At 33.5% G+C, this 25624-nt stretch carries 29 protein-coding genes; 27 read left to right on the top strand and 2 right to left on the bottom strand.

All coding sequences use genetic code 11. The features are described 5' to 3' along the window. The first annotated feature begins 90 nt into the window (after positions 1-90). The 6 genes from deoC (at position 91) to J2S15_RS03080 (ending at position 4065) form a co-directional block, all read left to right on the top strand. On the top strand, positions 91-756 hold the full coding sequence (gene deoC / locus J2S15_RS03105; protein WP_307405378.1) for a deoxyribose-phosphate aldolase: 666 nt from the start codon (positions 91-93) through the stop codon (positions 754-756). A 46-nt stretch (positions 757-802) separates the two neighbouring features. After that, positions 803-1291, top strand: a complete 489-nt coding sequence (locus J2S15_RS03100) for a hypothetical protein (RefSeq protein ID WP_307405376.1) — start codon at positions 803-805, stop codon at positions 1289-1291. 62 nt (positions 1292-1353) lie between these two features. Then, positions 1354-1815, top strand: coding sequence for a GyrI-like domain-containing protein (locus tag J2S15_RS03095; RefSeq protein WP_307405375.1), 462 nt, complete (start codon positions 1354-1356; stop codon positions 1813-1815). A 35-nt stretch (positions 1816-1850) separates the two neighbouring features. Continuing rightward, entirely contained in the window at positions 1851-2759 is a 909-nt protein-coding gene (locus tag J2S15_RS03090) for an AraC family transcriptional regulator (protein WP_307405374.1), read from the top strand. Between the two features lie 4 nt (positions 2760-2763). Continuing rightward, the gene (locus J2S15_RS03085) at positions 2764-3183 is read left to right on the top strand and encodes a DUF3788 domain-containing protein (protein ID WP_307405373.1); all 420 of its coding nucleotides are present in this window, start codon (positions 2764-2766) and stop codon (positions 3181-3183) included. 102 nt (positions 3184-3285) lie between these two features. Further along, on the top strand, positions 3286-4065 hold the full coding sequence (locus tag J2S15_RS03080) for an enhanced serine sensitivity protein SseB (protein WP_307405372.1): 780 nt from the start codon (positions 3286-3288) through the stop codon (positions 4063-4065). Positions 4066-4111: 46 nt separating this feature from the next. Here J2S15_RS03080 and J2S15_RS03075 read toward each other — a convergent pair whose 3' ends face one another. Continuing rightward, entirely contained in the window at positions 4112-4963 is an 852-nt protein-coding gene (locus J2S15_RS03075; RefSeq protein ID WP_307405371.1) for a MurR/RpiR family transcriptional regulator, read from the bottom strand. 351 nt (positions 4964-5314) lie between these two features. Here J2S15_RS03075 and gnd point away from each other — a divergent pair, with 351 nt between their 5' ends. The 21 genes from gnd (at position 5315) to J2S15_RS02970 (ending at position 24932) form a co-directional block, all read left to right on the top strand. Continuing rightward, on the top strand, positions 5315-6214 hold the full coding sequence (gene gnd / locus J2S15_RS03070) for a phosphogluconate dehydrogenase (NAD(+)-dependent, decarboxylating) (RefSeq protein ID WP_307405369.1): 900 nt from the start codon (positions 5315-5317) through the stop codon (positions 6212-6214). Positions 6215-6238: 24 nt separating this feature from the next. Further along, positions 6239-7006 carry a PTS mannose/fructose/sorbose/N-acetylgalactosamine transporter subunit IIC gene (locus tag J2S15_RS03065; protein WP_307405367.1) on the top strand — a complete coding sequence of 256 codons (768 nt, stop codon included), beginning with the start codon at positions 6239-6241 and terminating at the stop codon, positions 7004-7006. Between the two features lie 21 nt (positions 7007-7027). Then, a complete protein-coding gene (locus J2S15_RS03060) occupies positions 7028-7942 on the top strand; it encodes a PTS system mannose/fructose/sorbose family transporter subunit IID (protein WP_307405366.1) in 915 nt (304 codons plus the stop codon). A gap of 15 nt (positions 7943-7957) precedes the next feature. Then, a complete protein-coding gene (locus tag J2S15_RS03055; RefSeq protein WP_307405365.1) occupies positions 7958-8377 on the top strand; it encodes a PTS sugar transporter subunit IIA in 420 nt (139 codons plus the stop codon). Between the two features lie 14 nt (positions 8378-8391). Next, a complete protein-coding gene (locus J2S15_RS03050) occupies positions 8392-8880 on the top strand; it encodes a PTS sugar transporter subunit IIB (RefSeq protein WP_307405363.1) in 489 nt (162 codons plus the stop codon). Between the two features lie 13 nt (positions 8881-8893). Next, entirely contained in the window at positions 8894-9877 is a 984-nt protein-coding gene (locus tag J2S15_RS03045; protein ID WP_307405361.1) for a D-isomer specific 2-hydroxyacid dehydrogenase family protein, read from the top strand. Next, positions 9862-10575, top strand: a complete 714-nt coding sequence (locus tag J2S15_RS03040) for an HAD family hydrolase (protein ID WP_307405359.1) — start codon at positions 9862-9864, stop codon at positions 10573-10575. Before J2S15_RS03045 ends, J2S15_RS03040 begins: the two co-directional genes overlap by 16 nt. A 12-nt stretch (positions 10576-10587) precedes the next feature. Continuing rightward, positions 10588-11154, top strand: a complete 567-nt coding sequence (locus J2S15_RS03035) for an STM3941 family protein (protein ID WP_307405358.1) — start codon at positions 10588-10590, stop codon at positions 11152-11154. Between the two features lie 215 nt (positions 11155-11369). After that, positions 11370-13388 (top strand): beta-N-acetylhexosaminidase, encoded by a 2019-nt coding sequence (locus J2S15_RS03030; protein ID WP_307405357.1) that lies wholly within the window; start codon positions 11370-11372, stop codon positions 13386-13388. A 124-nt stretch (positions 13389-13512) separates the two neighbouring features. Next, complete coding sequence (gene dgt, locus J2S15_RS03025) at positions 13513-14844, top strand: dGTP triphosphohydrolase (protein ID WP_307405356.1); 1332 nt, start codon at positions 13513-13515, stop codon at positions 14842-14844. A gap of 180 nt (positions 14845-15024) precedes the next feature. Further along, positions 15025-16590, top strand: coding sequence for an alpha-glucoside-specific PTS transporter subunit IIBC (locus J2S15_RS03020; protein WP_307405354.1), 1566 nt, complete (start codon positions 15025-15027; stop codon positions 16588-16590). 15 nt (positions 16591-16605) lie between these two features. Continuing rightward, entirely contained in the window at positions 16606-17082 is a 477-nt protein-coding gene (locus tag J2S15_RS03015) for a hypothetical protein (protein WP_307405352.1), read from the top strand. A gap of 19 nt (positions 17083-17101) precedes the next feature. Next, the gene (locus J2S15_RS03010; protein WP_307405350.1) at positions 17102-18430 is read left to right on the top strand and encodes a 6-phospho-alpha-glucosidase; all 1329 of its coding nucleotides are present in this window, start codon (positions 17102-17104) and stop codon (positions 18428-18430) included. 27 nt (positions 18431-18457) lie between these two features. Next, on the top strand, positions 18458-18898 hold the full coding sequence (locus tag J2S15_RS03005; protein ID WP_307406399.1) for a PTS sugar transporter subunit IIA: 441 nt from the start codon (positions 18458-18460) through the stop codon (positions 18896-18898). Between the two features lie 77 nt (positions 18899-18975). Further along, complete coding sequence (locus tag J2S15_RS03000; protein ID WP_307405348.1) at positions 18976-19734, top strand: MurR/RpiR family transcriptional regulator; 759 nt, start codon at positions 18976-18978, stop codon at positions 19732-19734. Next, entirely contained in the window at positions 19731-20483 is a 753-nt protein-coding gene (locus J2S15_RS02995; protein WP_307405346.1) for a MurR/RpiR family transcriptional regulator, read from the top strand. The genes J2S15_RS03000 and J2S15_RS02995 overlap by 4 nt, the downstream gene beginning before the upstream one ends. 182 nt (positions 20484-20665) lie before the next feature. After that, complete coding sequence (locus J2S15_RS02990; protein WP_307405344.1) at positions 20666-21112, top strand: PTS sugar transporter subunit IIA; 447 nt, start codon at positions 20666-20668, stop codon at positions 21110-21112. Between the two features lie 33 nt (positions 21113-21145). Beyond that, complete coding sequence (gene ulaA / locus J2S15_RS02985) at positions 21146-22546, top strand: PTS ascorbate transporter subunit IIC (RefSeq protein ID WP_307405342.1); 1401 nt, start codon at positions 21146-21148, stop codon at positions 22544-22546. A gap of 262 nt (positions 22547-22808) precedes the next feature. Continuing rightward, entirely contained in the window at positions 22809-23087 is a 279-nt protein-coding gene (locus J2S15_RS02980; protein WP_307405340.1) for a PTS sugar transporter subunit IIB, read from the top strand. Between the two features lie 38 nt (positions 23088-23125). Further along, positions 23126-23977, top strand: a complete 852-nt coding sequence (locus tag J2S15_RS02975; protein WP_307405337.1) for a transketolase — start codon at positions 23126-23128, stop codon at positions 23975-23977. Position 23978: 1 nt separating this feature from the next. After that, complete coding sequence (locus J2S15_RS02970) at positions 23979-24932, top strand: transketolase family protein (protein WP_307405335.1); 954 nt, start codon at positions 23979-23981, stop codon at positions 24930-24932. Positions 24933-25085: 153 nt separating this feature from the next. On the opposite strand, the gene J2S15_RS02965 is transcribed toward J2S15_RS02970, so the two are convergent. After that, the gene (locus J2S15_RS02965; protein ID WP_307405332.1) at positions 25086-25403 is read right to left on the bottom strand and encodes a helix-turn-helix domain-containing protein; all 318 of its coding nucleotides are present in this window, start codon (positions 25401-25403) and stop codon (positions 25086-25088) included. Between the last annotated feature and the right edge of the window lie 221 nt (positions 25404-25624).

The following is a 25624-nucleotide window of genomic DNA, read 5'->3' as shown; positions in this document are numbered from 1 at the left end:
CAAAGCTTGCGCAGTTGATTTGCAAGAACTTGGACTTTTTTTACGGTTGATTAGTGTTATAATGAAATAGCAAATAAGGAGAAATAAATAATGGAGAAAATGAATAAATTAATTGATCATACATTATTAAAAGCAGATGCAACACAAGATCAAATTGAAACACTATGTAAAGAAGCAAAACAATATGACTTCGCTAGTGTTTGTGTAAACTCTTACTGGGTTTCATTCTGTAAAGAACAGTTGAAAGAAACAGACGTAAAAGTATGTACAGTTGTTGGATTCCCTCTAGGAGCAATGGCTAGTAAAGCAAAAGCGTTTGAATGTGCAAATGCAATTGAAGATGGTGCGAAAGAAATCGATATGGTAATGAATATTGGTGAACTAAAAGCAAAACATTATGATGCAGTAAGAAATGATATTGCGATGGTTGTGGAAGCAGCAAAAGGAAATATCGTAAAAGTAATTATTGAAACTTGTCTATTGAGTGATGAAGAAATTGTGAAAGCAAGTGAACTATGTGTAGAAGCACATGCACATTTCGTAAAGACAAGTACAGGATTTAGTACAGCAGGTGCAAACCCAAGAGTAGTAAAAATAATGAAAGATACTGTTGGTGATAAAGCACTGATCAAAGCTGCTGGTGGAGTACGTTCTAAAGCAGACTTAGATGAAATGGTTGAAGCAGGTGCCAATCGAATTGGAACTAGCTCAGGTGTAAAACTAATGGAAGGTGAAAAGAGTACTGGAGGATACTAATAAGTGTCTTCCTTTTTTGTGTTATACTATTTTTAATTGAGGTATTATGAAAAAAATTCCATTAAATCAAGAATATATGAAAGACAAGGAAACTGTATTAATATTTGCAGAAGGAGCGATTTTAAAATCGAAATCGTTATTTTCTTTGTACAATCATAATGCTTATCTTCCAATAGGAAATGCAGTAGAACTGATTACCTTCTGGTCGAAGCAAGATATAAATATTGTTTATTGTACATCACGTAAAAATAAGAGTGCCCAACACATGGCAGATTTATTAAATCGATATGGCTTTCCGGGTGTGTATCTTATTGCTAGAGATAAAGGTGAAACTTATAAAAATATTATTGAGTCACTGCAACCAAATATTTTGATTGAAGATGACTGTAAGAGTATTGGTGGTGCATGGCAAATGTGTATCACAAAAGTTGAACCAAAACTAAAAGAAAAGATTGTTGCAATTGCTGTTGCAGAGTTTAAAGGAATTGATCATTTGCCAAAAGAAATAGGTGAATTAAAATTATTATCAAAATAGAGCATTCAGTGATAAGCCTCCATAATTTATATATGGTAATGTGTAGTTAGGAGGTAGTAACAATGAGAATAGCAAAGATTACAGTAATACAAAAAGCTGAGTATTACACAATATCAGTTAGAAAAACAATTGATTTTATGAAAGAGTATAATGACGAATTTCTTGATGCCTTACAAAAAATTGAAGCGTATCTTAAAGAACAAGGTGAGTTTATTAGCAGTCCACCATTTACTTGTTTCCATAATCGAGATTTAGAAACATTAGATATAGAAATGGGATATGAGATTGCGACGAAATTAGATGATTGTGATACAATCAAGATAAATAAACTTCCATCTCAAAAGATGGTAATGACAATTGATCAGGGTGATTACATGAAACAAGATCCAACCCTAATGGAATTATTGGATTGGGTCAATAAAAGTGAATATGAAGAAACTGGACCAATCTACTATTATTATTTAAATGATCCAGATCGACCAGCAGAAGAATTACTAACAGAAATGGTAATTGCAATTCAATAAGTATACAATACAAAATATGAAAGGATGGTGATACTATGCATGCATGGGAAGCGATACAGACAACAGTAGATTATATTGAAGAACATACACAAGAGACAATAAAGATAGAAGAACTGGCTCGTTTAGCAGCCCTATCACCATTCTATTATCAAAGATTGTTTAAGCGTTTGGTCAAGACTTCAGTAAATGACTATATTAAACTTAGAAGGCTGGCACAATCTTCTAAAGAAGTACTGGAGAGTAATCAGAGAATTCTTGATATTGCATTAAAATATCAATTTTCTAATCATGCAAATTACTCAAGAGCGTTCAAAGATGTTTATGGAGTTACTCCTGATGAATGTAGAAAAAATAAGATTCCTTTGAATCATTTTGTGAAACCTGAATTACTATTAAATTATGTAATGATGGATGAAGGCGTACCATTAATCACTGATGGTATTGTTATTGAGATTACAAGAAGGTTTGAAGAAGAGCGATACTTTGTTGGTATTGAAAAAGAAATTTCAATAGAAGAGTTAATGAGTTCTGAAGCAACTGGGGTTGCTTCTATTAACTACATATGGGAAGAGTTAAGAAGTAGAATGAAGGATATTCCTCATATAGCAGAGGGAAAAAAAGAATTCAATGCGATCTACTTAGGAACTGCAAGAGAAGGGAACTGCATGTATATGGCAGGTATTGAGGTGGAAGATAATATTGAAGTAGTTGGATTCACAACCTTTGTATTACCAGCACAAGAATATCTGGTTACAGAATTTGAAGCTGAAAGTTTTGATGAACTGGTAAATACAGCTGTATACAAAGCAGATGATTTTACAGCTAGATGGCAGAAGAAACATAAGTTAATTACCACAGGACCATTTGCGGCAGGTATTTATGGTCCTCGTGATGGAGAAGTCGCATATTTAGAGCATTTGATTACAGTAAAAGATGAGGAGTGATGCAATGGAATGGTATGAAGCATATCCACCAGGTGATGAACCAACACTGGGCCAAATATCAGAATATATAAATACTGATTTGTGGAATCAGGTAGATAAGGCTTTGGTAGAAGAGTTTAAAACAAAACGTAAGCTTGAATATAGTGGATGTTCATTAAAAGGGTGGAATATTAAATATAAAAAGAGTGGAAGAAATCTATGTACAATATATCCATATAAAGATTACTTTAAACTGTTGGTTGTTATTCCTGAAATAAGAAAAGATGAAGCAGAACTGTTTTTAGAGTTTTGTACAGATGAAGTAAAAGAAGTTTATAAGGTATATGATTACTTCAATGGTGGTAAATGGATGATTATTGATGTTACCAATAAAAAGATTTTAAAAGATGCTCTAGGGTTGATTGAAATACGTAATCGTAAATAAACAAGGTCGAAGTTCAATAACTTCGATTTTTTGTTTTAAGGAAAACAAGTTGTATGATAATTTGGTATAATTAAACCAATGAAATATAACTTGGAGGGACGTATGGACAATAAAACAATCGATGTAAATAAACCAGTTGAGAATCCAAAACTGGTGGAGAGTATGCAAAGGTTATTAAAAGAACCAAATCAACAAAATGAAAATGATTTTATGGCTCTAGTAGTAGATGCCGTATTTTTATCACCTGTGAAAATAGATAATATAATAGAAAACGAAGGAAACAAAATAACATTAGAGAAAGATACAAAGATTCAATTTATTCATTTTACTGATAATGATGGAAGAGCGTTCTTACCATTATTCACAGATTGGAGTGAAATTGGAAAATGGAGTAAAGAAAAAGGGATTCAAACACTAATGCTAAGGATGAATGATTATAAAGAAATGGTAAGTAATAATGAAATCTATAGTGGTGTAGTGATTAATCCATATAGTGAAAATATTATGTTCTCCTCTCAGCAATTAAATACATTGCTAGGACACAAGATTAAAATTGAGAAAGCAACAGAAGTACAGATTGGAGAACCAGCAAAGTATCCTACAAGACTAGTAGATGCATTAAAAGAACTCTTTCCTAAAATGAAGTCAGTAAGAAGTGCATATATACTATACATGGTAAGGGGAGAGGAAGGAAGTTATCTAATGATTGTTGATACAGATACTCCTGATATTGACTTTCCTAAGATTGGAAGTCTTGCACCACAATATTTGGATAAGGGAGAACTATTAGATATGGCTCCATTAAGTGATGATTTTGGAAAAAATGCAACGCAGAATCGAAATCCCTTTTATAAAAAGAAGAGATCATTATTTGGCAGATAAAGAAAAGCACCAATATCCTAGAAATTGAAGGATGTTGGTGCTTTTGTTAAGCTCCTTTTGCTTTTTTGATTACACTTCGAACTTTATCTAATGAAGCGTTTGCTTTATCTTCATTTTGAAACATTAGAATAACAAGTAATGCATCGATAATTGCCATCTGTGAGATTCTAGATGCTAGTGCTTCAGAACGATATTCTGTTTCTTCTGCTGCGGAAATAAATAATACATCTGCCATTTTGGCTAATGGCGATTTTGAGTAACTAGTGATTAGTATTAGTTTGGCACCACGTTCTTTTACAATCTTTGCAATCTCAATTGCTTCTTTCGTAAGTCCCGTATGAGATATTAGTAATGCACAGTCTTCTTTTGTTAGCAGAGAAGCCATCATTAACTGAATATGATAATCAAAGTTATGTTGACCTTTGATTGGTGAACGTAAGAATTTATGATATGCATCACCTGCAACTAATCCAGAACCAGCAATACCAAAGAAACTTACTGTATTTGCATTTGATAGGAAAGTGGCTGCTTTCTTTAAAGATGCAGAATCAAGCAATTTTTTAGTATCTAGTATCGATTGTACTGTAGAATCAAATACCTTATCTGCCATTGTCATTTCATCATCACTTTTCTGAATGTGTTCATGAATTGATATTGCAGGATCATGTTCTTCCATTAACAATGCAAGCTTAAAGTCTTTAAATCCAGAATAACCAAGAGTTCTGGTAAACTGAAAAAAAGTAGAATCGGCAATATTCAAATCATTAGATATCTGATTGATGGTAGAACGAGCTGTTTTACCTGGATCCTCCAGGACATAGTCAGCAATTAATTTTTCCGTTTTACTTAGATCACGATATATTGATTTAATCTTTAGTCGTATTGATTGTGTTTGCATAAAATACCTCCACTCAATAAATCATCATTTGACAAGCAAAGAGTAACATAAAAAGAATAAGGTGTAAACACGATAATTACAAATAATAACTATAAAAATTCGGAAAATAGTAAAAAATATAAAATGTAAAATTCTTTCATTTTGATGTTTTTATAATGGAAATAAAATCATAATCACTCCGTATATACGATAAACACTTTAAATAAAGGATTTTTATAATATTTTTATGATAACGCTTACAAGAAAATAAATTATCGAAAATATCAACAAAATATTTTTTATTTAAAACACATTTACAAAAAAATATTTTGTTGATAGAATGTGATTGTAAACAAGAACGGAGGTGTTTTAATGCAAATCGGATTGGTGGGTTTAGGCAAGATGGGTTTAAATCTTGGACTAAATTTAAAAGACCATAATCATGATGTAATTGGTTTTGATTTATCGAAAGAAGCTCGAGCAAAAGCAGATGAAGAAAAAATTAATACAGTTGATTCAATGGATGCATTAATAAACAAATTAGATGGGAGAAAAGTGTTATGGGTAATGGTTCCTAGTGGGGAGCCTACAGAAGAAACAGTAAATATCTTACTCGACAAGTTAGAGGCTGGAGATATTCTAATAGAAGCAGGAAATTCAAATTTCAATGATTCTATACGCAGAGCACAAAAAGCAAAAGAAAAGGATATCAAGTATTTAGATGTGGGAACATCTGGGGGGACTTCAGGGGCACGTAATGGTGCATGTCTGATGATTGGTGGAGATAAAGAAGCTTATGCGTTTCTTGAACCAGTTTTCAAAGATATATCAATTGAAAAGGGTTATCTGCACGCAGGAGAAAATGGAAGTGGTCATTTCTTGAAAATGGTTCATAACGGGATTGAATATGGAATGATGCAAGCAATTGGAGAAGGATTTCAGTTAGTTGAAGAAAGTGACTTTGATTTTAATCTTCCAGATGTTGCAAGTATTTGGAATCATGGATCAGTCATTCGTGGTTGGTTAATGGAGTTAGCACAATCACAATTTGAACAAAGTCCCAAACTAGCAAACTATCGTGGAATTGTTGCTGCATCTGGTGAAGCAAAGTGGACAGTGGAAACAGCGCTTAATATGGAAGTTGCAGTACCAGTTATTGCTTTATCATTAATGATGAGAAATCGCTCACAAGAGGATGACAGTTTCTCAGCAAAAGTAGTTGCCGCATTAAGAAATGGATTTGGCGGACACAGTTTTGTAGAATCAGAATAATTATTTATTAAAAGGAGAGAACAAATGAGTACACTTACAGTGACACAGGCACTTATTATTGCCGTTTGGGTAGCGATGGTAGAGTCAAGAGCATTGGGATATGCAACATTGACGCTTCGCTTTAGCCCACTTATGACTGGGTTTGTAGTAGGGGTTGTTATGGGAGATGTTGAGAATGCAATGATCGTAACAGCTGCTATTCAGTTAATTTATATGGGAGTAGTTGCACCAGGAGGAACGCTTCCTGCAGAACCTGCAATTGCAGCAGCGATTGCCGTACCGGTTGCATTGCTGGGAGATTTAACTCCAGAAGCAGCAGTAGCAATTGCGGTACCAGTTGGATTATTAGGAAGTTATTTATATCAGTTTAGATTTTTCTTGAATACATTCTTTACAAAATGGATGGATAACGCAGCAGCAAAAGCTGATGATCGCGGATTGAACTTTGCGATCATGGGGATTCCAGTAATTATTTCATTTGCATTATTTATTCCATTAACATTTATCGCATTATATTATGGAGCACCACAAATTGCAGATGCAGTTAAGAGTTTAGAAGGTGGACCATTAATTCACGTATTACAAGTTGTTGGTGGAGGATTAGCAGCACTTGGAATTGCGGTTATTATGCATGTTATTGGTAAGAAGAGTTTACTTGTATTCTTCTTCTTGGCTTACTTTATGAGTGTGTCATTCGCTCCACTAGAAATCAACACGGTTACTTATGCAGCGTTTGGTATTATCTTTGCAGCACTTTACCTACTGTTTACCAATAAACAGGAAGGCTCATAGGAATAGGGAGGAGAAATCAAAATGAGTACAGATTTTAAAAAATACATGGACGAAGATGGAATGATTACTGCTGATGTATCAGTAATGACCAAACCAGAAAATGCTCCAGATAAAATTACGAATAAAGATTTAATGAAGTCATGGTTCCGTTGGTGGTGGGCAAATGAAGTCCCTCATACTTACGACCGTATGTTGGCTCCTTCATTCTTGTTTGGAATGATGCCAATTCTTAAGAAGTTATATAAAGATGATGTTATGCGTGCAGAGGCATATCAAAGACACTTAATGTTCTTTAATACACAAGCTGTCTGGGGTGGAGGTACTTTAACTGGTATTGCTTCATCTCTGGAAGAAGAAAGAGCAAAAGCATTACATGAAGGCAGAGTAGAAGAAGCAGTAGATGTAACAATGATCAATAATACCAAAGTTGGTCTGATGGGACCTCTTGCAGGGATTGGAGATGCAATTGACTCAGGAACAGTACAATACATCTTTATCGCAATCTTCTTGCCATGGGCACAATCAGGAAGTGGATTGGGGGCAGTAGCACCATTCTTATTCTTCTCAACTGTTACCTTTATATATGGATTCTTCTTTACGAAGATGGGATATAATTTAGGTAGAAGCGCAGCAAAAGAAATTATGACTGGTGAAAAGATGAAGTCAATCATCAATGCACTGGGAGTACTTGGTTTGTTTATGATGGGTATCATGGCAGGTCAATATGTTAAGGTATCAAGTTCATTGGCATTTACAATTAACCAGAAAGAATTTATTATCCAAGAAATCTTAGATAAGATTCTACCAGGATTGTTACCATTAGCGACCGTACTGGCATTATACTTATATTTTGATAAAAAAGGATTAAAGATTACCAGAGGAATGATTTATTTAACAGTTGTACTAGTGGTATTAGCATTAGTTGGTATACTATAGATATAAGGAGTATGTATGATAAACAGAGCGTTATTAGTAATTACCCATGGAAATTTTGGTATAGAAATCGTAAAGAGTGCTGAAATGATCATGGGACCACAAGAAGACGTAACTGCTTTAGCATTAAAACCAGGTGAATCAGTAGATGATTTAAGAGGTGAAGCAGTGAAAGTGGTAGAAGCAAATACTGAAAAAGGAATGGAAACAATTGTCTTATGTGATCTATTAGGAGGGAGTCCTTCTAATGTAGGTCTTTACCTGTTATCTAGAGGAGTGAAACACATCTTTACTGGACTAAGTCTTCCAATGCTTATTGAAATGCTTCAATTTTATAAATTAGAAGAAGATATTGAATCACTATTAAGTAGTGTAAAACAAACAGCAATTGATGGAGTACATATTCTAGATATTGATTTTATGAAAAAGAAATCATAAGAGAGGAGTAACGTATGGGTAAAATTAATTTATTAAGAGTAGATGATCGTTTGATTCATGGACAAGTTATGACAAAATGGTCAAAAGGAATGGGAACAAATGCATTATATGTAATTGATGATGATACAGCAGCTGATGACTTTATGAAAGAAATCTATATTTCTACCAACTCATCTGCAAACCTTGCCATCAAAGTATATAGTGTAGCAGAAGTAATTGAAGAATATAATAAAACACAGTTTGGAAATGATAAAGCAATTCTATTATTTAAAACCATCAAAAATGCAAAGGCAGTGATTGATGCAGGATTACCAATAGAAGTATTAAATATTGGTGGAATTGCAAAGAAACCAAATTCAACATTTGTGATTTCAACAGTTGGTCTTACAAAAGATGATGCAGACTTGTTGAAAGAAGTGGAAGATAAAGGAATTGAAGTATATTTCCAAATTGTTCCAGATACACCAAAAGTATCCTTAGCAGATGCAATAAAGAAACTATAAATTGGAGGAAGAAATGAGTACACAAAAATATAGGATAGCAGTTATTAACTCCAGTAGTTTTGGTAAACATTACTCATCACATTTAAAACGTTTAGAAGCAATCGGACCAGTAACCTTTTTAAAGGTTGCTGGCGATGCTCATGGAAAAGCATTAGCAGATAAACTAAAAGACTTTAATATTATTATTTCCAGTGTTACACCATTCTTTGATCAGGAATTTTTCGAACATAAACAAGATGTAATTCTAATATCAAGACATGGAATTGGTTACAACAATGTGGATACAGATGCAGCGAAAGCAGCAGGTACTATTGTATCAATTGTATCACCATTAGTTGAACGAGATGCAGTAGCGGAAAATGCAGTTACAAACTTAATGGCAGTTATGCGTAAGTTACCAGGTGCAAAGAAAGCAGCAGATGAGAATCGCTGGACCGATCGTGCTCAGTTTTTAGGAAACAATATATCAGGAAAAGTAGTTGGATTAATTGGATGTGGAAATATTGGAACTAGAACAGCAGAAATTATGAAATATGGATTTCAATGTGAAGTTCTTGTATATGATCCAGATGTAGATAAAGAGTGGATGAAGAAACATAATATGAAGGAAACAGATTTGGAAACATTAATAAGCAAATCGGATATCTTCTGTTTACATGCTTCTTTGAATGAGACATCAAACAAAATATTGTCTACACCACAATTCAATAAAATGAAAAAAGGAGTCTATATTACCAACACAGCACGTGGTGCTCTCATCGATGAGGGAGCGATGTGTAAAGCTTTGGATGATGGAATCGTAAAAGGATTTGCAACTGATGTAATGGTTCATGAACCGGCAGACAACACGCACCCTTATTTCAAATACGATAATGTCTTAATTACACCACATACATCAGCTTATACGGATGAATGTTTAGAAGGTATGGGGGAGAAGTGTGTGGAAGATGTTGAGAATGTTGTGCAAGGAAAAGAAGTAATATGCAGAGTAGCATAAACCATAAGCAATTAAAGTTAGTGATCTTTGATATGGATGGGCTGATGTTTGATACTGGAAGAATTGCATATAATGCATATTTGAAGAATGCGAAGAAGTATGATTTCGAAATGATTCATGATGTGTATTATGCTCTTACAGGAAGAACCAATGCCTCAATTATTGAAGGTATGAAAGAGATGTATGGAGAAGAGAATGACGTTATTGCCTGGAGAGAGGCAATCGTCAAAGAGAGAAATTATGTAACGACACATGCGACTACGGTGGGAAAGAAACCTGGTCTAGTAGAATTGATTCAATACTTAAAAGAAAATAATATTCTGATAGCTGTTGCATCATCTTCGGATAAAGCAGTGATTGAACGTTATTTAAAATTGGAATTACTAGAAGGCTTGTTTGATGCAATTATATCAGGAGATATGGTAACCCAAGGAAAACCAGCTCCCGAGGTATTCTTAAAAGCATGTGAAGAACTAAATGTATCCTCAGAGGATGCAGTTGTGTTGGAAGATTCAGTTGTAGGTGTAAAGGCATCAAAGAATGCAGGAATTAATGTATTTCTGATTCGTGATGACATTTATGATTTACCTATATATGAAGGTAAGATTAAAATTCGTAATCCAATTGTATTGGAAGAAGAGACTCCAACTAAAGAGTTTAAAAGTTTATTTGAAGTAAAACAATATTTAGAAGATTAGAGAGGTATGTGCATGAAAGCAGAATACAGCGTATATACAGATAAAATAAAGCAAATAGTTGAAGTAATAGCCAATCTAGTATTTATAGCAGGCTTATTATGGATTGTAATTGACAGGCAACCACATATTGCAGTAAGTATCTTTATTGGTGTTGTGACAATTTTGCTTTGTGCAAATATTTTCTCTAAGATAAAGAAGATGAGAGAACGTGATCCTTTATTCATAATTGATAATAAAGGAATTAGTGATTATACCAAAGAGACAAATGGATTTACTTTGCACTGGAAAGATGTCAGTCGTATTGAACTTATATCCAACAACACAAGTTTACAGATTGGTATTTTATCTACAGTCGTGTTGCAAGATCAAGATGAGATGTCTACATCAGTAAGAAAGAACCTTGTAAGCAATGGTAATGTAGCTATGTATGCAATCATGATTGATGGATTTCAATTTCGAAAAAAGAAATTCAAAGAGATATTCAAAGAAATAAAGTCACATGCATTACATGAAAATGCATACATTTATGTGGATGAGTATAAAGATCCATTGCAGAGAAAAAAAGGACCTAAGAAATGAAGTCAGACATCTAAAGTTTGACTTCATTTCTTTTTAAAACCAAGAATAAAAAAACATATTGTTATATTTTATAAATATGATATAATTTATTTTTACTGACAGAATAAATAGTATCAAGACGACTCTTGAGGAGGTAGTAGTAGGGAGAAAAGCAAAATAGTTAAAAGTAAAATTAAGGAATGACTATTTATAAAAAGATTAGAAAAGAGGTAAAAATGAAATTTCTAAAAATTTTAACAGCTTGTTTTGTTACAGGCTTAGCTTTTCATGGAGTTTCTAGTTCAATTAATGCAGAAGAAAATACTGCGTTAATAGAAAATGAAACTTATCCAAATGTACAACAATATGAAGTGACTTCCCAAAATGATACTTGGAAAGTAGATAACACATCCAGATTATTCATTCTGAAAAATGATAATAATAAAAATGACGAACATTTTAATGATGTTGTGAAGTTGATGGATTCTGAGTTTGCGGCGAAAGAAGTGCCATCTTCTAAAGTGATGTCAATTGTTTGTGGTGAAGAAGATCAAATCAAAGATAGTGACATTGTAATAACATTAGGAGAAGTAAGTGGATTCGCTAGTGATGAAGCATATACAATTAATGTAGGTAAGACGATTAAGTTAACAGCAAATAGTGGTGATGGAGTATTGTATGGACTTCGCACAATTATGAACTATATGGAAATTAAAGGTGAAATGCCTTATGGTACAATTACTGATTATCCTGATATGGAAGAGCGATCTCTTCATTTAGATATTGCTAGAAAATATTATCCAAAAGATTGGATTATTAATGAAATTAAAGAAATGTCTGCAATGAAGTTAAATACGTTACAGTTGCATTTTTCAGAAAATGAAGGATTCCGTATAGAATCTAAAACTCATCCTGAAATAGTATCTACAGATACAAATAATGTGGTAGGTTCTAGCGATGAACAAAATAGTGACAATAAAGGTTATTTAACTCAAGATGAAGTAAAAGAAATTATTGCAACTGCCAACTTATATGGAATTGATGTAATACCTTCATTTGATGCACCAGGTCATTTGACACATATTTTAGATGTACATCCAGAATATCGATTGAAAAAGACAAACAGCTTATATGAAGAAGCAGCACTTGATATTACAAATCCAGAAGCTGTTACGTTTATAAAAGAAATCTATGGTGAATATGCAGAATTATTTAAGGATAGTAAATACTTTCAAATTGGTGGAGATGAATTTATTGATTTTGGAAGTATAACAAAATCAAATTATCCAGATATTTATAATGCATCTCTGAATGCTGATCCAGCAAATGAAATTAAGAAACCAATTGATGTATATATTGCATATCTAAATGATATTGCATCATCATTAGAAGAAAAAGGATTTGTAACAAGAGTATGGAGTGATGGAGTTTATCGAAGTGATACTGGACAGACACTTGATTTAAAGTCTAGTGTTCAAGTTGATTATTGGACAAGATGGAGTGATAAGATGGCATCACTAGATACAATCTTAGATAAACAACATGATGTTATTAATTTCAATGATAATTACTTCTATTATGTTTTAAACCAACATAATTATAAATATCCAAACGCATCAGCTATTTTCAATGAATGGAACTTAAGTGTATTTTCACCAAAACGACAATTACAATACTTTACGATTGAAGATGAAAATTATAATCAATACAAAGGTGTTTCATTCTCAGTGTGGAGTAATGATCCAGACAAAGAAACAAGAGAAAGTGTAGCGAATGGTATTTATGAGCCAATGAGTGTTATGGCAGAAAAATCTTGGAATGCTAATTTAGAAGGAAGTTATGCGAGTGCTGAATCATTTGAACAGTTTGAAAATGATTTGAACATATTAGGACATGCTGCAGGATATGAAGCAGTACTTCCAACAGCAAGTGATATCATATATTTAAACAATGATAAACCTGATGATCATAATACAACAACTGATAATACTACTGACAATACTACTTCTAATAAACCAGATGATAATAAAAATACACAAAGTAATGTAAAGCAGGATTCTGAAAATAGTAATCATGGTAAGGATTCTGCGAATAAAACAATTAATCCTAAAAATGATAAAACAGCGAAATCGGAAAAGAAGGAAACTGTAAAAACAGGGGATTCAACTAATGTGATGACTTTTGTATTCATGATGGGATTATCCATAATGTGCATAAGTTATTATGTAAGAAAAAAGAATTATAGTAAAAATTAGATATTCTAAAACTCTACTATCATATACTTATATAGGGTGTAGAGTTTTTTTTATCATAAAGTCGAGATAGATTACTTTCTTATTGATTATGCTATAATAATGGTATTGATTTGGAGGAAGTAATATGGAGTGGAATAAATTAGTTAGTTCAATCAGAATCCCAACTTGGGATAAAGATACAAATGGTAATGTAGTCTTTGCTTTTGAGAGTGATTATCGTCGTATTGTTAAGAGTTCATCTTTTCGTCGCTTACAAGATAAAACACAAGTATTTCCTTTGGATAGAAATGACTTTGTGAGAACACGGTTGACGCACAGTTTAGAAGTTGCAATGATTTCTCGTGATATCTTAAATGAAGTAATTCGTGAAATGCAGAAGCGTTCAATGTCGGTTGATGAATTAAAAGATTATCATCGTTTATTAGAGTGTGCAGCATTGATTCATGATATTGGAAATCCTCCATTTGGACACTTTGGTGAAAGTGCAATTCGTATCTGGTTTGAAAATAATATGAATAACTATAATGAAATGAATTCATTAAATGAACAACAACGATATGATTATCTGGAGTTTGAAGGGAATGCGCAAACGATTCGAGTATTAACGAAGCTTCATGACTATAATGGCAGTTCAACTGTTGGAATGAGATTAACTGCTTCAGTACTGGACTCAGTTATCAAATATACAGCAGCATCAAATAAATTAGATAAAAATGAGGATAAAAAGAAACGCGTATTAACGCATAAGAAAGTTGGATACTTCTATTCAGAGAATGAAGTATTTGCATCGATAAAAGAAACTACAGGTACGCAAGGGAAACGTCATCCTATGGTTTATCTGCTAGAAGCTTCAGATGATATTTCTTATACATTTTCTGATTTAGAAGATGGTTATAAATTTGGAATGTTTAGTATTGCGGATTTAAAAGAGTATCTTAAAGATTGTTTGATTGATGAAATGTTTACTGGTGATAAGAGTGAAGAAGAACAGATGCAGGACTTTATTCGTAAGACCCAACAACAAACATTTAAATATGTAAGTCAGAACTTTGTAGATCATTATGATGAAATTATGGAAGGAACATTTACTACTGATTTGTTTAGTGGTGATGAAAATATACTGATATTATTTTCTAAATTAAAAGATTTTTGTTTCAAATTTATATTTGAAGATGATGTCATCATCAAACAAGAAATAATAGGATACAACATTCTTAATTCATTGTTGGATACCTTTGTGCCATTGTCACTGAAGTATCCATCATCAATGAATGAGTATGAAAAGAAGTTATGGGGATATATTCCTAAGAATGCTTTGCAGCGTTATGAGATGGAAACAAAAGGATTAAGTGAAGAAGAAAAAGTATATTATAAAATTAAAATCGCGATCGATTATATTTGTGGTATGACCGATGGATTTGCGAAAAAGGTTTATGAAGATTTATTTCGTGTATAGTTAGTGAAACGGCCTAGAAATGGGTCGTTTTTTTCGTTTGTGAAATTTCACAGCATAAATGAAAAATAATAAGAACATCGTATTCATTCCTAAAACAGGTCAAAGTATTGTCTAGAATTTTGAGGGTGTTAAGATGTGATTGCAAGATATCGCATAAGACACAAAAGGGGGTACTTAGATATGATGCAAAAAATTCAAAGATTTGGTGGAGCGATGTTTCCTCCAGTTCTATTATTCGCATTTGCAGGAATATGTATCGGAGTTGGTACATTATTCACAACTGAAGCAATCATGGGAAACCTTGCTTCAACAGATAGTTTCTGGTATCAATGTTGGAATGTCATCCTACAAGGTGGATGGACCGTATTCAACCAATTACCATTACTGTTTGTAGTAGGGCTACCAATTGGATTAGCTAAGAAACAAAATGCAAGATGTTGTATGGAAGCAATTGTTTTATTCTTAACTTTCCATTACTTCTTAAGTACAATACTATCTCAATGGGGAGCAAACTTTGGGGTAGACTTCGCGCAAGAAGTTGGTGGAACAAGTGGATTAACAATGGTTGCCAATATCAAAACCTTAGATATGGGAATGATTGGAGCACTACTAATCTCAGGTATTGTAATCATGATTCATAATCGTTACTTTGATACAAAGTTACCTGAATGGTTAGGAACATTTAGTGGATCAAGTTTTGTCGTGATTATTGGATTCTTCGTTATGATTCCAGTTGCTATATTATCCGCAGTTCTTTGGCCACAAGTTCAAAATGGTTTATCAGCATTCCAAGGATTCATAGTAACAACAGGAGCATTTGGAGTATGGGTATTCATTCTGTTAGAAAGATTATTAATTCCATTTGGATTACATCACTTATTATACTCACCATTCTATTATGATTCAGCAGTTGTTGCTGGTGGATTATATTCACACTGGGCAAATATGTTACCTACATTAGCTAACACAACACAGTCATTAAAATCATTAGTTCCTGAAGCAGGATTTACCCTAACTGGTTTATCAAAGATGTTTGGTTGTCCAGGTATTGCCTTAGCATTCTATGCAACGGCAAAGAGTGAAAAGAAGAAACAAGTTGCAGGTCTGTTAATTCCAATTACGCTAACAGCTATTGTCTGTGGGGTAACCGAACCAATTGAGTTTACATTCTTATTTATTGCACCTGCATTATATGTTGTGCACTGTGTATTGGCTGCAACATTAGCTACCATATCTTATATGGCAGGAGTTGTAGGAATCTTCTCAGGAGGTGCAATTGAATCAGCAGCATTAAACTGGATTCCATTATTTGGAAGTCACTGGAGTACTTATCTGATTCAGTTTGCAATCGGTATTGCCTTTACTGGAATTTACTTCATTGTGTTTAGAACACTTATTCTAAAGTTTGATTTTAAAACACCAGGACGAGAAGTTGACAGTGATGAAGTGAAATTCTATTCAAAGAAAGAATTTAGAGAAAGAAATGAGAATAAAGGAATTGAAGGCGAAGTACCTGATTTCGCAGTACTTATCTTAGATGGATTAGGTGGTAAAGATAATATCTTAGATGTGACCAATTGTGCGACACGTTTAAGAGTAAATGTTAAAGATGAAAGTTTAGTACAAGATGATCCATATTTTAAATCGATAGGAGCACATGGATTATCTGCAAATGGAAAAGCAATGCAGGTAATTATTGGATTACAGGTAGCACATGTAAGAGATGATTTTGAAAGTTTGCTGTAAGAGAGGAACATAAACATGGAAAAGAAACTACAACGACTAAATAAATGGTATACAGTAGCGCAAGGATTCTTCTTAGCGACACCAGTTATCTGTTATGCATATCTCACATTACAATTGAGTGATAGTGCATATACGTTACAGACTTTGATGAGTGAAAACCCATCTATTGCCATTACCTTTCTAATTGCAATGATCAATCCGATGATTGCTTATCAGATTCGTATTATAAAGAAACATTTGAATAGTAATGAATATGGATATGTATATATAAATTTATTGTTACTGATTATGGCACAATTGCTGCTTGAAAATCTGTTCTTTGCTGGAATCTTAGTATTCTTAGTATTTAAAACAGTTCGTATTCATCAAGTGTCATTAAAAGATACATTAGGAAACTTACCATTCCTAACTGGTATGAAATATGGCGTTGGTAGTTTCGCAGTAATTGCATTATCAGGTTTATGTTTATTTGCAAATTTACAAATCATGTAAATCAAGGAGGAAAAGAGACATGAAAAAATATTCAATCGTAGTAGCAGGTGGAGGAAGTACCTTCACTCCAGGAATCGCATTAATGTTATTAGAACAATCACATCGTTTTCCAATTCGTAAGATTAAGTTTTATGACAATGATGAAAAACGTCAGGAAGTAATCGCAAAAGCTTGTGAGATTTATTTTAAAGAGAATGCACCAGAAGTGGAGTTCTCATATACAACTGATCCAAAAGAAGCGTTTACTGATATCGACTTTGTGATGGCACATATTCGTGTTGGAAAATATGAGATGAGAGAAAAGGATGAAAAGATTCCTTTGAAGTATGGAGTAGTTGGACAGGAAACATGTGGTCCTGGTGGAATTGCGTATGGAATGCGTTCGATTGGTGGAATTATTGAACTAATTGATTATATGGAAGAGTATTCACCAAATGCATGGATGTTGAATTATTCAAATCCAGCAGCAATCGTAGCGGAAGCAACACAACGCTTACGTCCAGATTCTAAGATTTTAAATATCTGTGATATGCCAGTTGATATTGAAGAGAAAATGGCAAACATGGTTGGACTGAAATCAAGAAAAGAAATGGATGTTCAATATTATGGGTTAAACCACTTTGGATGGTGGCATAAGATTTATGATAAAGAAGGTAATGACTTAATGCCAGAAATTAAGAAACATGTAGCTGAAAATGGATTTGCTGGTGCAATTAGTGAAACAAATCAACATGTGGAAGCAAGTTGGGTAGATACATTCAGAAAAGCAAAAGATGTATTTGCAGTAGACCCAACAACAATTCCAAATACCTATTTGAAATATTACTTCTTCCCTGATTATGTAGTGGAACATTCTAATCCAGAGTATACAAGAGCGAATGAAGTAATGGAACACCGTGAAAAGAATATCTTTAAGGTGTGTAATGAAATTATTGAAAAAGGAACGGCAGAAGGTGCACCGTTTGAAGCAGATGCACATGCATCTTATATCGTAGACTTGGCGTGTGCAATTGCGAAGAATACAAAAGAAAAGATGTTATTAATCGTTCCTAACGATGGTGCGATTGTGAACTTTGACTCAACTGCAATGGTAGAGATTCCTTGTATTGTTGGAAGCAATGGTTATGAAAGAATCGTTCAAGGTGAAATTCCTCGTTTCCAAAAAGGTTTGATGGAACAACAAGTTGCAGTAGAAAAACTAACAGTAGAGGCATGGATCGAAGGAAGTTACTACAAGTTATGGCAGGCAATGACATTATCAAAAGTAGTACCAAGTGCTAGTGTTGCGAAATCAATTCTTGATGATATGATTGAAGCAAACAAAGGATACTGGCCTGAGTTGAAATAATGTTGTTCTCAAAAAAAGAAACGTGCAATCCATGCATTTGCAGATGGAGAAGCTATTTCCATCGAACAAGTTCCTGATGAAGTGTTTTCTAAAAAGATGATGGGTGAAGGAATTGCCATTTATCCATCTGAGGGGACAATCGTAAGTCCATGCAATGGACGTATTACTTTATTGAATGATAATACAAAGCATGCGATTGGTATTGTGAATGAGGATGGATTAGAAATGTTGATTCATATTGGTCTGGATACGATGGAGTCGACAGATGCATTTAAGCATCATGTAAAGATACAGGATCAGATAACAGTTGGTCAGCCACTGGTCAGTTATGATAAAGCGTATTTCAAAGACCATAACCTTAATGATATTACGATGCTTGTAGTTGTTGATTTGAATGGTTATAAGATTGAAGGTTATCATACTGGATTGGTAACAGCACAGGAAGATGTATTAATTGATTATAAGTAAAGTCTATGTTCGCATAGGCTTTATTTTCAAATAGACAAAGACTGGGAAATATTATACAGTTAAATTAGAGGTAATATATGCGAATTTATGAACTGGTGAATGAGAATTATAAACAACTAAATGATAATGATTTATATATCTGGGAGTACATTTCTAACCATATGAAGGAGTGCTCCAATTTATCAATTGAAGAATTGGCAAAAAGATGTAATGTTTCTAGAACTACGATTTTACGGTTTTCTAAGAAACTTGGACTTAAAGGATATAGCGAGTTAAAAGTAATTTTATCCATGGAAAGAAAAGTACTTCCAACTCCAGAAACCCGACAAGATTTGATTTTTGATGTCTATCGCTCTTATATGGACTATTTAAAATCGGTAGATTTTACTTCTGTATTAGATAAGCTCCATAAAGCAAAGAATCTATATGTTCATAGTACTGGTGTAGTACAGGACAGTGTAGCCGAGGAGTTAAAACGTTCCTTTCTTATGGTCAACAAGTTATTCTTTAATATTTCATCCGTAAGTGAGAAGGATGCCTTTCTGGATATTATTACGCCAGAAGATCTAGTATTTATTATTTCTTATTCGGGTGAAAGTCAAAGTATGATTGAATTTGCACGTCAGTTAAAAATCAATAATATTTCCATTGTATCTATTACTGCGAATAAGAATAATTCATTATCACATGTTGCAGATGAATGCTTGTATGTAGATGTTGGAAATGTAGATAATCCACTGGGTGCTCGATTTGAATCTTTAGTAAGCTACTATATATTAATTGATTATCTAAGCGTAAGTTATATGCAGTACTGTGAAGATCGAGGTGAATTATGAAACTTGAAGAACTAGTTTATAAAAATCACGATAAGTTAAATGATACTGATTTGTATATCTGGCAGTATATTCTGCATCATAAACGTCAATGTCAGAAAATGACAATTCTTGAATTATCACAGGTATGTAATTTATCTCATACCAGAATCTTAGATTTTACTAAAAAATTGGGAATGGATGGATATAGTGAATTAAAGGTACATCTGAAATGGGAACTGGATGATGAAGCAAAGTTTGATGAACAGATGTTAGATAAAACAATTGTAGAGTTGGATGATACATTGCATCGTGTGCGTCATATGGACTTAAGCAAGGCAATGAAGCAGATTGACGAGGCAAAGCGAGTATTTGTCTATGGAACTGGAGTGGTCCAACAGAACGCTGCATTTGAGATGAAACGAGAGTTTGCGTATCGTCAGAAGATTCTATATGTCATTAATGGTAGAGTAGAGATTGATACACTACTGCGTTCAGTAAGTAAAGATGATGTATTTATTATTATTTCGTTATCAGGTGAGAATGAAACATCAACCAATCTGGTAAAGTTTCTGAATCGATTATCAATCCCAGTTATTTCAATATGTAAGGAAGGCGATAATTTTTTATCTCGTAATAGTGACACTTGTATTCAGTTTAAAGTATCTTCCTTTAAAACTGGATATCATGATTCCTTTTATTCAAGCACTGGACATTTCTTTGTGATTGCGAATATGATGTTCCTAAAATACTTAGAATACAAATCTTCATAACTTTCTACTAAGGTAGAGAGTTTTTTTTCTTTGTGCTAATCTATATTTATAAATAATAAATTCATACTGTTATTTACGTGCATACAATCATTGCACAAACTAATGAAACAAGTTGGACTTCTTTAAAAATGTAAAAGCGCTTACACTATGGGTGTACGAAGTAATGTTAGGGGGAATAAAGAATGAAAGACATGCTTAAACTAGAAAACGTTCAAATTATTGATGGTGTTAAAGATTGGGTGGAAGCAATTCATGTGGGTGTACAACCACTTGTGGACACTGGTTTCGTTGAACCGCGCTATATCGATGAAATTATCAAGAACACTGAAAAATTTGGACCATATTACGTTTTGTGCGAGAACTTAGCTTTACTTCATGCGAGTGCAGAACAAGGAGTCATAAAAAAACAATTAGCGATTACATCATTGCGTAACCCAGTTAAATTTAAACCAGAAGGGTACGATGTCCGCTTATTGGTTACTCTGGCAGCAAGTGATCCTGAATCACATTTAGAAGCTATGCAAGCAATCTCAAATATCTTTTCTGATCAAAAGAGAATTGACGCACTTGTAAATGCACCAACTGCTGAAGATATTTATGAACAATTCATCTCTGCAGTAAATGAATAGAACATAGGTTAATGTAAGGGAGGAATAAACAGTATGGAATTTATTATTAATATTTTATCTACTCCGGCAATACTTGTTGGTCTTATGGCTTTACTAGGTCTTATCTTACAAGGTAAAAAGATTGAAGATGTAGTAAAAGGTACCGTTAAAACAATTGTTGGATTCTTAGTATTAAGTGCTGGAGCTGCATTCTTGCAGTCAGGCTCGCTAAACGCATTCGGTGAATTATTCAACTATGCATTCAATATGCAAGGAGTAGTTCCAAACAATGAAGCAATCGTTTCATTAGGATTAGAACAATTCGCTAGTCAAACTGCATATATTATGTGTTTTGGAATGGTGGCTAATATCATAATGGCGAGATTCTCAAGAATGAATTACATCTTCTTGACAGGTCACCACACATTATATATGGCATGTATGTTAGCAGTTATTTTAAATGTTGGTGGATTAGATGGTATTGAACTTATTATTTCAGGTGGACTAATGCTTGGATTGATCATGGTTATCTCACCGGCAATCTGTCAGCCAACAATGCGTAAAATCGTTAAAACTGATGAACTGGCTTTTGGACACTTTGGTGGAGCTGGTTATTGGTTTGCGGCACAAGTTGGAAAACTATTCAAAGGAAGTAAATCAACGGAAAAAGTTAATTTTCCTCAACGTATTTCTTTCCTTAGAGATACAACAGTTGCAATCGGTCTTACAATGGTAATCTTCTTTGTTATCGTTACTGGTGTAGCTGTAGCAAATGGTTTATTAGACGATAAAGTAATGGCTCAAAGTGCTAACCTAGCAGCATTATACAGTGGTGAAACAACAACTCACTGGGCTGTATGGGCACTTACTAGTGGATTAAGTTTCGCTGGAGGAGTTTACATTATCTTAGCTGGTGTACGTTTAATCATTGGAGAAATCGTACCTGCATTTAAAGGAATTGCGGAAAAACTTGTACCAAATGCAAAACCAGCACTTGACTGTCCAGTTGTATTCCCATATGCTCCTAACGCAGTATTAATTGGATTCTTAGTATCATTCGTTGGTGGTATTGTTGGATTATTTATCTTAGGATTCATTAATAGTTCAATCACACCTGTAGCGCTTATCTTACCTGGAGTTATTCCTCACTTCTTCTGTGGGGCAACTGCTGGAGTATTCGCTAATGCAGAAGGTGGATTAAAAGGTTGTTTAGCTGGATCATTCTTACATGGTTTATTAATTACATTCTTACCTGCGATTTGTATGCCAGTTATGGGTGCATTAAACTTCGCAAACAGTACATTCTCTGATGCTGATTTCTCTATCGTTGGAATCATCATTGGTAACATTGCACAGTTTATTCAAGGTACAGGATTAATGGCAGTATGTATTGGATTATTCTTAATTCCAATTATCTACAATTTTATTGCACCAAAAAAACAAAAAGCTGAATAATAAAAAGATACACAATAAATTAGGGGAGATAAATGGTATCTCCCCTATAATTTTATAAGTGATAAAGAGAGAAATAGGCAAATAGAAAAAGAGACAGGCTCGATATCAAATTTATTCAAATGTTCATCGTGTATACAATAGACTTAGCATAGTGTTTATGGTATGATTTTAATTGTTGATTGTCTGCATATTTTGTGGGGAAACCACCAAAAAGAGAGAAGAGACAAATCAATTAATAAGTGAGAGACAAAGGAGGAAAACAATGGAAGTACGTAGAATTATGTGCTGCTGTGGTTCTGGTTTAGGATCAAGTATGCTTGTTCGTATGAATGTAGAAAAAGTACTGAAACAAATTGGTGTTGAAAACATTGATGTTTCACATTCTTCAGTATCAGATGCTACTGAAGGTGCTGCAGATTTATTTGTAGTTGGTAAAGATTTAGAAGAATTCGTTTCTGCATTACCTAATGTTATTATCTTAGATAACATTATGGATATGAATGAATTAGAAACAAAATTACGTGAAGTTTTTAATAAGTAGGCAATAGTAAGATCAAGCGATAAAGGTGGAGAAAAAATATGAATGAGACAGAACTTAATAAGCTGAAACTGTTATCAGCAAAAATTAGAATTGATGTATTAAAGATGTTAGAAAAACGTGGTTATGGACACTTAGGTGGATCATTATCAATCGTTGAATTACTAAGTGTTTTATATGGAAAACATATGAAATACGATCCTAAGAATCCAAACTGGGAAGACCGTGATATGTTAGTGTTATCAAAAGGTCATGCTGGTCCTGGTGTATATAGTACATTAGCAAATGTTGGATTCATTGAAAAGGAAATGTTATATACATTAAATGATGGTGGGACAAATTTACCTTCACATCCAGACAGAATGAAAACACCTGGTGTAGATATGACAACAGGGTCTTTGGGGCAAGGAACATCGGCTGCTGCTGGTATTGCAACTGGATTTCGTATGCTTGGAAGCGATCAAACAGTATATCTGATTGTTGGTGATGGTGAATTAAATGAAGGACAATGTTGGGAAGCATTCCAATACATTGCTCATAATAAATTAAATAATTGTGTTGTAATCATTGATGATAATAAGAAACAATTAGATGGACTTACAAAAGATATTTGTAACCCATTCTGTATTGAAGAAAAAATGACTGCTTTTGGCTTTGACACACAAGTTGTAAAAGGTGATGATGAAGCAGCGATCAGTGATGCAATTGATAAATGTAAAGAAGTAAAAGATAAAGCAGTATGTATTATTTTAGATTCTATTAAGGGACAAGGTGTACCTTTCTTTGAACAAATGGATGCAAATCACTCAGTTAAATTTGACTCGGATGAAGTTATTAACGCTACACATGAGGCTATTAAAGAGTTAGAGGCATTTGTTAAGGAGGGTGAATAAGATGTTTACATTAGATAGAGAGAATAAAACTACTAGAGAAATGAGAATGTCAGTTGTTGAAACGCTTCAGGAACTGATGAAAGAAAATGACAAAGTAGTTGCTTTAGAAGCAGATTTAGGTGGAGCAAGTGGCTTCTCTAAAATTGAGAAAACCAATCCGGATCGTTTTATTAACGTAGGAATTGCAGAAGCAAATATGGTTGGTGTTGCTGCTGGTCTTAGTGTAACTGGATTCGTTCCATTCTTACACACATTTGGACCTTTCGCTTCAAGACGTGTATTTGACCAAGTATTCTTATCTGGTGCTTATGCGCATAACACAATGAACATTTATGGTTCTGATCCTGGATTTACTGTAGGACCTAATGGTGGAACACATACAACATGGGAAGATGTAGCGCTTATGAGAGCGATTCCTAATTCTGTTGTTTGTGATGCTGCTGATGATACACAAATGGAATGGATTATTAAGGAATTCTCTAAACTTGAAGGAATTCATTATGTTAGAGGAAACCGTAAACCAGTACCTAATGTATATAAAAAAGGTTCAACATTTGAACTAGGTAAAGGAAACCTAATTAAAGAAGGTAAGGACGTACTTGTTATTGCAGCTGGACAATTAGTATCAGATGCAATGGATGCAGCTGAGGCTCTTGAAAAAGATGGTATCTCTGTAGAAGTAATCGATATGTTTACAATTAAACCAATTGATGCAGATCTTATCTTAAAGAAAGCAGCTGGTAAAAAAGCAGTAATCACTTTTGAAAACCACTCAATTACTGGTGGATTAGGAAGTGCAGTAGCTGAAGTATTGGCTGACAACGGTGTTGGAGTTGAATTAACTAGACTTGGAGTGAATGAACAATTCGGACAAGTTGGAACACCAGACTTCTTACAAAAAGAATTTAAATTAACTGCAGATGATTTAAAAGCAGTTATTAAAGCAAAAGTATAATAAGTAAAGTAAAAGTATAATAAAAGAGGGCACTAGATTAAGATATCTAGTGCCCTTTTTAGGTCGATTTTATATAAAAATTGCTTAACAAAAATATATGCAAGATAAGCGATATAAAAAGCAATGCTCATATTGCCACAAGAAATAAAGCAATTATTTCTTATATTCTTTAACTAAATCAATGATTTTGATTAGAATTTCCTGCTGTTTTTCATCAGTGTTATAAAACATATTAGATAAAAGCATAGGTGTATTCATATCGACGCCCTTCAATAAATAATCAAGACTTGTGTTTAATATTTCAGATACATGAATCCAGTTATCAACAGATAACCCAGCGAGACCTCTTTCGACCTCACTATAATGCTTTACTGAAACATCTAACATAGTGGATAATTCTTCTTGCGTTAATTTCATTGACTTACGACATGCTCTTAGCCTGTCACCAATCATAAGTTTGTTATTGTTCACAGCCTTCACCACCAATTATGTTTATTATATGTTAACCTCAAAGTTATAAAAACCAAGTATAAGGTGTTGTTAAAATAAACCTTTAAGGTTATAATTACTTATGAATACTAGTTTATTTATATGAAAGAGGTGAGAAAAAAGTAATCTAAAGGGAAAAGTTTGAATTTTATAGCAGTTGATTAAAAAGTAAAAACTACAAATTAAGAGAAGGGAGTTATATA

This window comes from Breznakia pachnodae, assembly GCF_030814225.1.
In the GTDB taxonomy this organism is placed as follows: Bacteria; Bacillota_I; Bacilli_A; order Erysipelotrichales; family Erysipelotrichaceae; genus Breznakia; species Breznakia pachnodae.
This window is presented reverse-complemented; position numbering and strand designations above follow the sequence as displayed.

Excerpts from the sequence above, each read along its gene's own strand:
- J2S15_RS03100 (WP_307405376.1), top strand. The coding sequence starts at position 803 with ATGAAAAAAATTCCATTAAATCAAGAATATATGAAAGACAAGGAAACT.
- J2S15_RS03085 (WP_307405373.1), top strand. The coding sequence starts at position 2,764 with ATGGAATGGTATGAAGCATATCCACCAGGTGATGAACCAACACTGGGC.
- J2S15_RS03075 (WP_307405371.1), bottom strand. The coding sequence starts at position 4,963 with ATGCAAACACAATCAATACGACTAAAGATTAAATCAATATATCGTGAT.
- J2S15_RS03035 (WP_307405358.1), top strand. The coding sequence starts at position 10,588 with ATGAAAGCAGAATACAGCGTATATACAGATAAAATAAAGCAAATAGTT.
- J2S15_RS03040 (WP_307405359.1), top strand. The coding sequence starts at position 9,862 with ATGCAGAGTAGCATAAACCATAAGCAATTAAAGTTAGTGATCTTTGAT.
- J2S15_RS03045 (WP_307405361.1), top strand. The coding sequence starts at position 8,894 with ATGAGTACACAAAAATATAGGATAGCAGTTATTAACTCCAGTAGTTTT.
- J2S15_RS03000 (WP_307405348.1), top strand. The coding sequence starts at position 18,976 with ATGCGAATTTATGAACTGGTGAATGAGAATTATAAACAACTAAATGAT.
- J2S15_RS03020 (WP_307405354.1), top strand. The coding sequence starts at position 15,025 with ATGATGCAAAAAATTCAAAGATTTGGTGGAGCGATGTTTCCTCCAGTT.
- J2S15_RS02990 (WP_307405344.1), top strand. The coding sequence starts at position 20,666 with ATGAAAGACATGCTTAAACTAGAAAACGTTCAAATTATTGATGGTGTT.
- J2S15_RS03080 (WP_307405372.1), top strand. The coding sequence starts at position 3,286 with ATGGACAATAAAACAATCGATGTAAATAAACCAGTTGAGAATCCAAAA.
- J2S15_RS03015 (WP_307405352.1), top strand. The coding sequence starts at position 16,606 with ATGGAAAAGAAACTACAACGACTAAATAAATGGTATACAGTAGCGCAA.
- J2S15_RS02970 (WP_307405335.1), top strand. The coding sequence starts at position 23,979 with ATGTTTACATTAGATAGAGAGAATAAAACTACTAGAGAAATGAGAATG.
- J2S15_RS02980 (WP_307405340.1), top strand. The coding sequence starts at position 22,809 with ATGGAAGTACGTAGAATTATGTGCTGCTGTGGTTCTGGTTTAGGATCA.
- J2S15_RS03055 (WP_307405365.1), top strand. The coding sequence starts at position 7,958 with ATGATAAACAGAGCGTTATTAGTAATTACCCATGGAAATTTTGGTATA.
- J2S15_RS03030 (WP_307405357.1), top strand. The coding sequence starts at position 11,370 with ATGAAATTTCTAAAAATTTTAACAGCTTGTTTTGTTACAGGCTTAGCT.
- J2S15_RS03090 (WP_307405374.1), top strand. The coding sequence starts at position 1,851 with ATGCATGCATGGGAAGCGATACAGACAACAGTAGATTATATTGAAGAA.
- ulaA (WP_307405342.1), top strand. The coding sequence starts at position 21,146 with ATGGAATTTATTATTAATATTTTATCTACTCCGGCAATACTTGTTGGT.
- J2S15_RS03060 (WP_307405366.1), top strand. The coding sequence starts at position 7,028 with ATGAGTACAGATTTTAAAAAATACATGGACGAAGATGGAATGATTACT.
- deoC (WP_307405378.1), top strand. The coding sequence starts at position 91 with ATGGAGAAAATGAATAAATTAATTGATCATACATTATTAAAAGCAGAT.
- J2S15_RS03095 (WP_307405375.1), top strand. The coding sequence starts at position 1,354 with ATGAGAATAGCAAAGATTACAGTAATACAAAAAGCTGAGTATTACACA.
- dgt (WP_307405356.1), top strand. The coding sequence starts at position 13,513 with ATGGAGTGGAATAAATTAGTTAGTTCAATCAGAATCCCAACTTGGGAT.
- J2S15_RS02995 (WP_307405346.1), top strand. The coding sequence starts at position 19,731 with ATGAAACTTGAAGAACTAGTTTATAAAAATCACGATAAGTTAAATGAT.
- gnd (WP_307405369.1), top strand. The coding sequence starts at position 5,315 with ATGCAAATCGGATTGGTGGGTTTAGGCAAGATGGGTTTAAATCTTGGA.
- J2S15_RS03010 (WP_307405350.1), top strand. The coding sequence starts at position 17,102 with ATGAAAAAATATTCAATCGTAGTAGCAGGTGGAGGAAGTACCTTCACT.
- J2S15_RS03050 (WP_307405363.1), top strand. The coding sequence starts at position 8,392 with ATGGGTAAAATTAATTTATTAAGAGTAGATGATCGTTTGATTCATGGA.
- J2S15_RS03065 (WP_307405367.1), top strand. The coding sequence starts at position 6,239 with ATGAGTACACTTACAGTGACACAGGCACTTATTATTGCCGTTTGGGTA.
- J2S15_RS02975 (WP_307405337.1), top strand. The coding sequence starts at position 23,126 with ATGAATGAGACAGAACTTAATAAGCTGAAACTGTTATCAGCAAAAATT.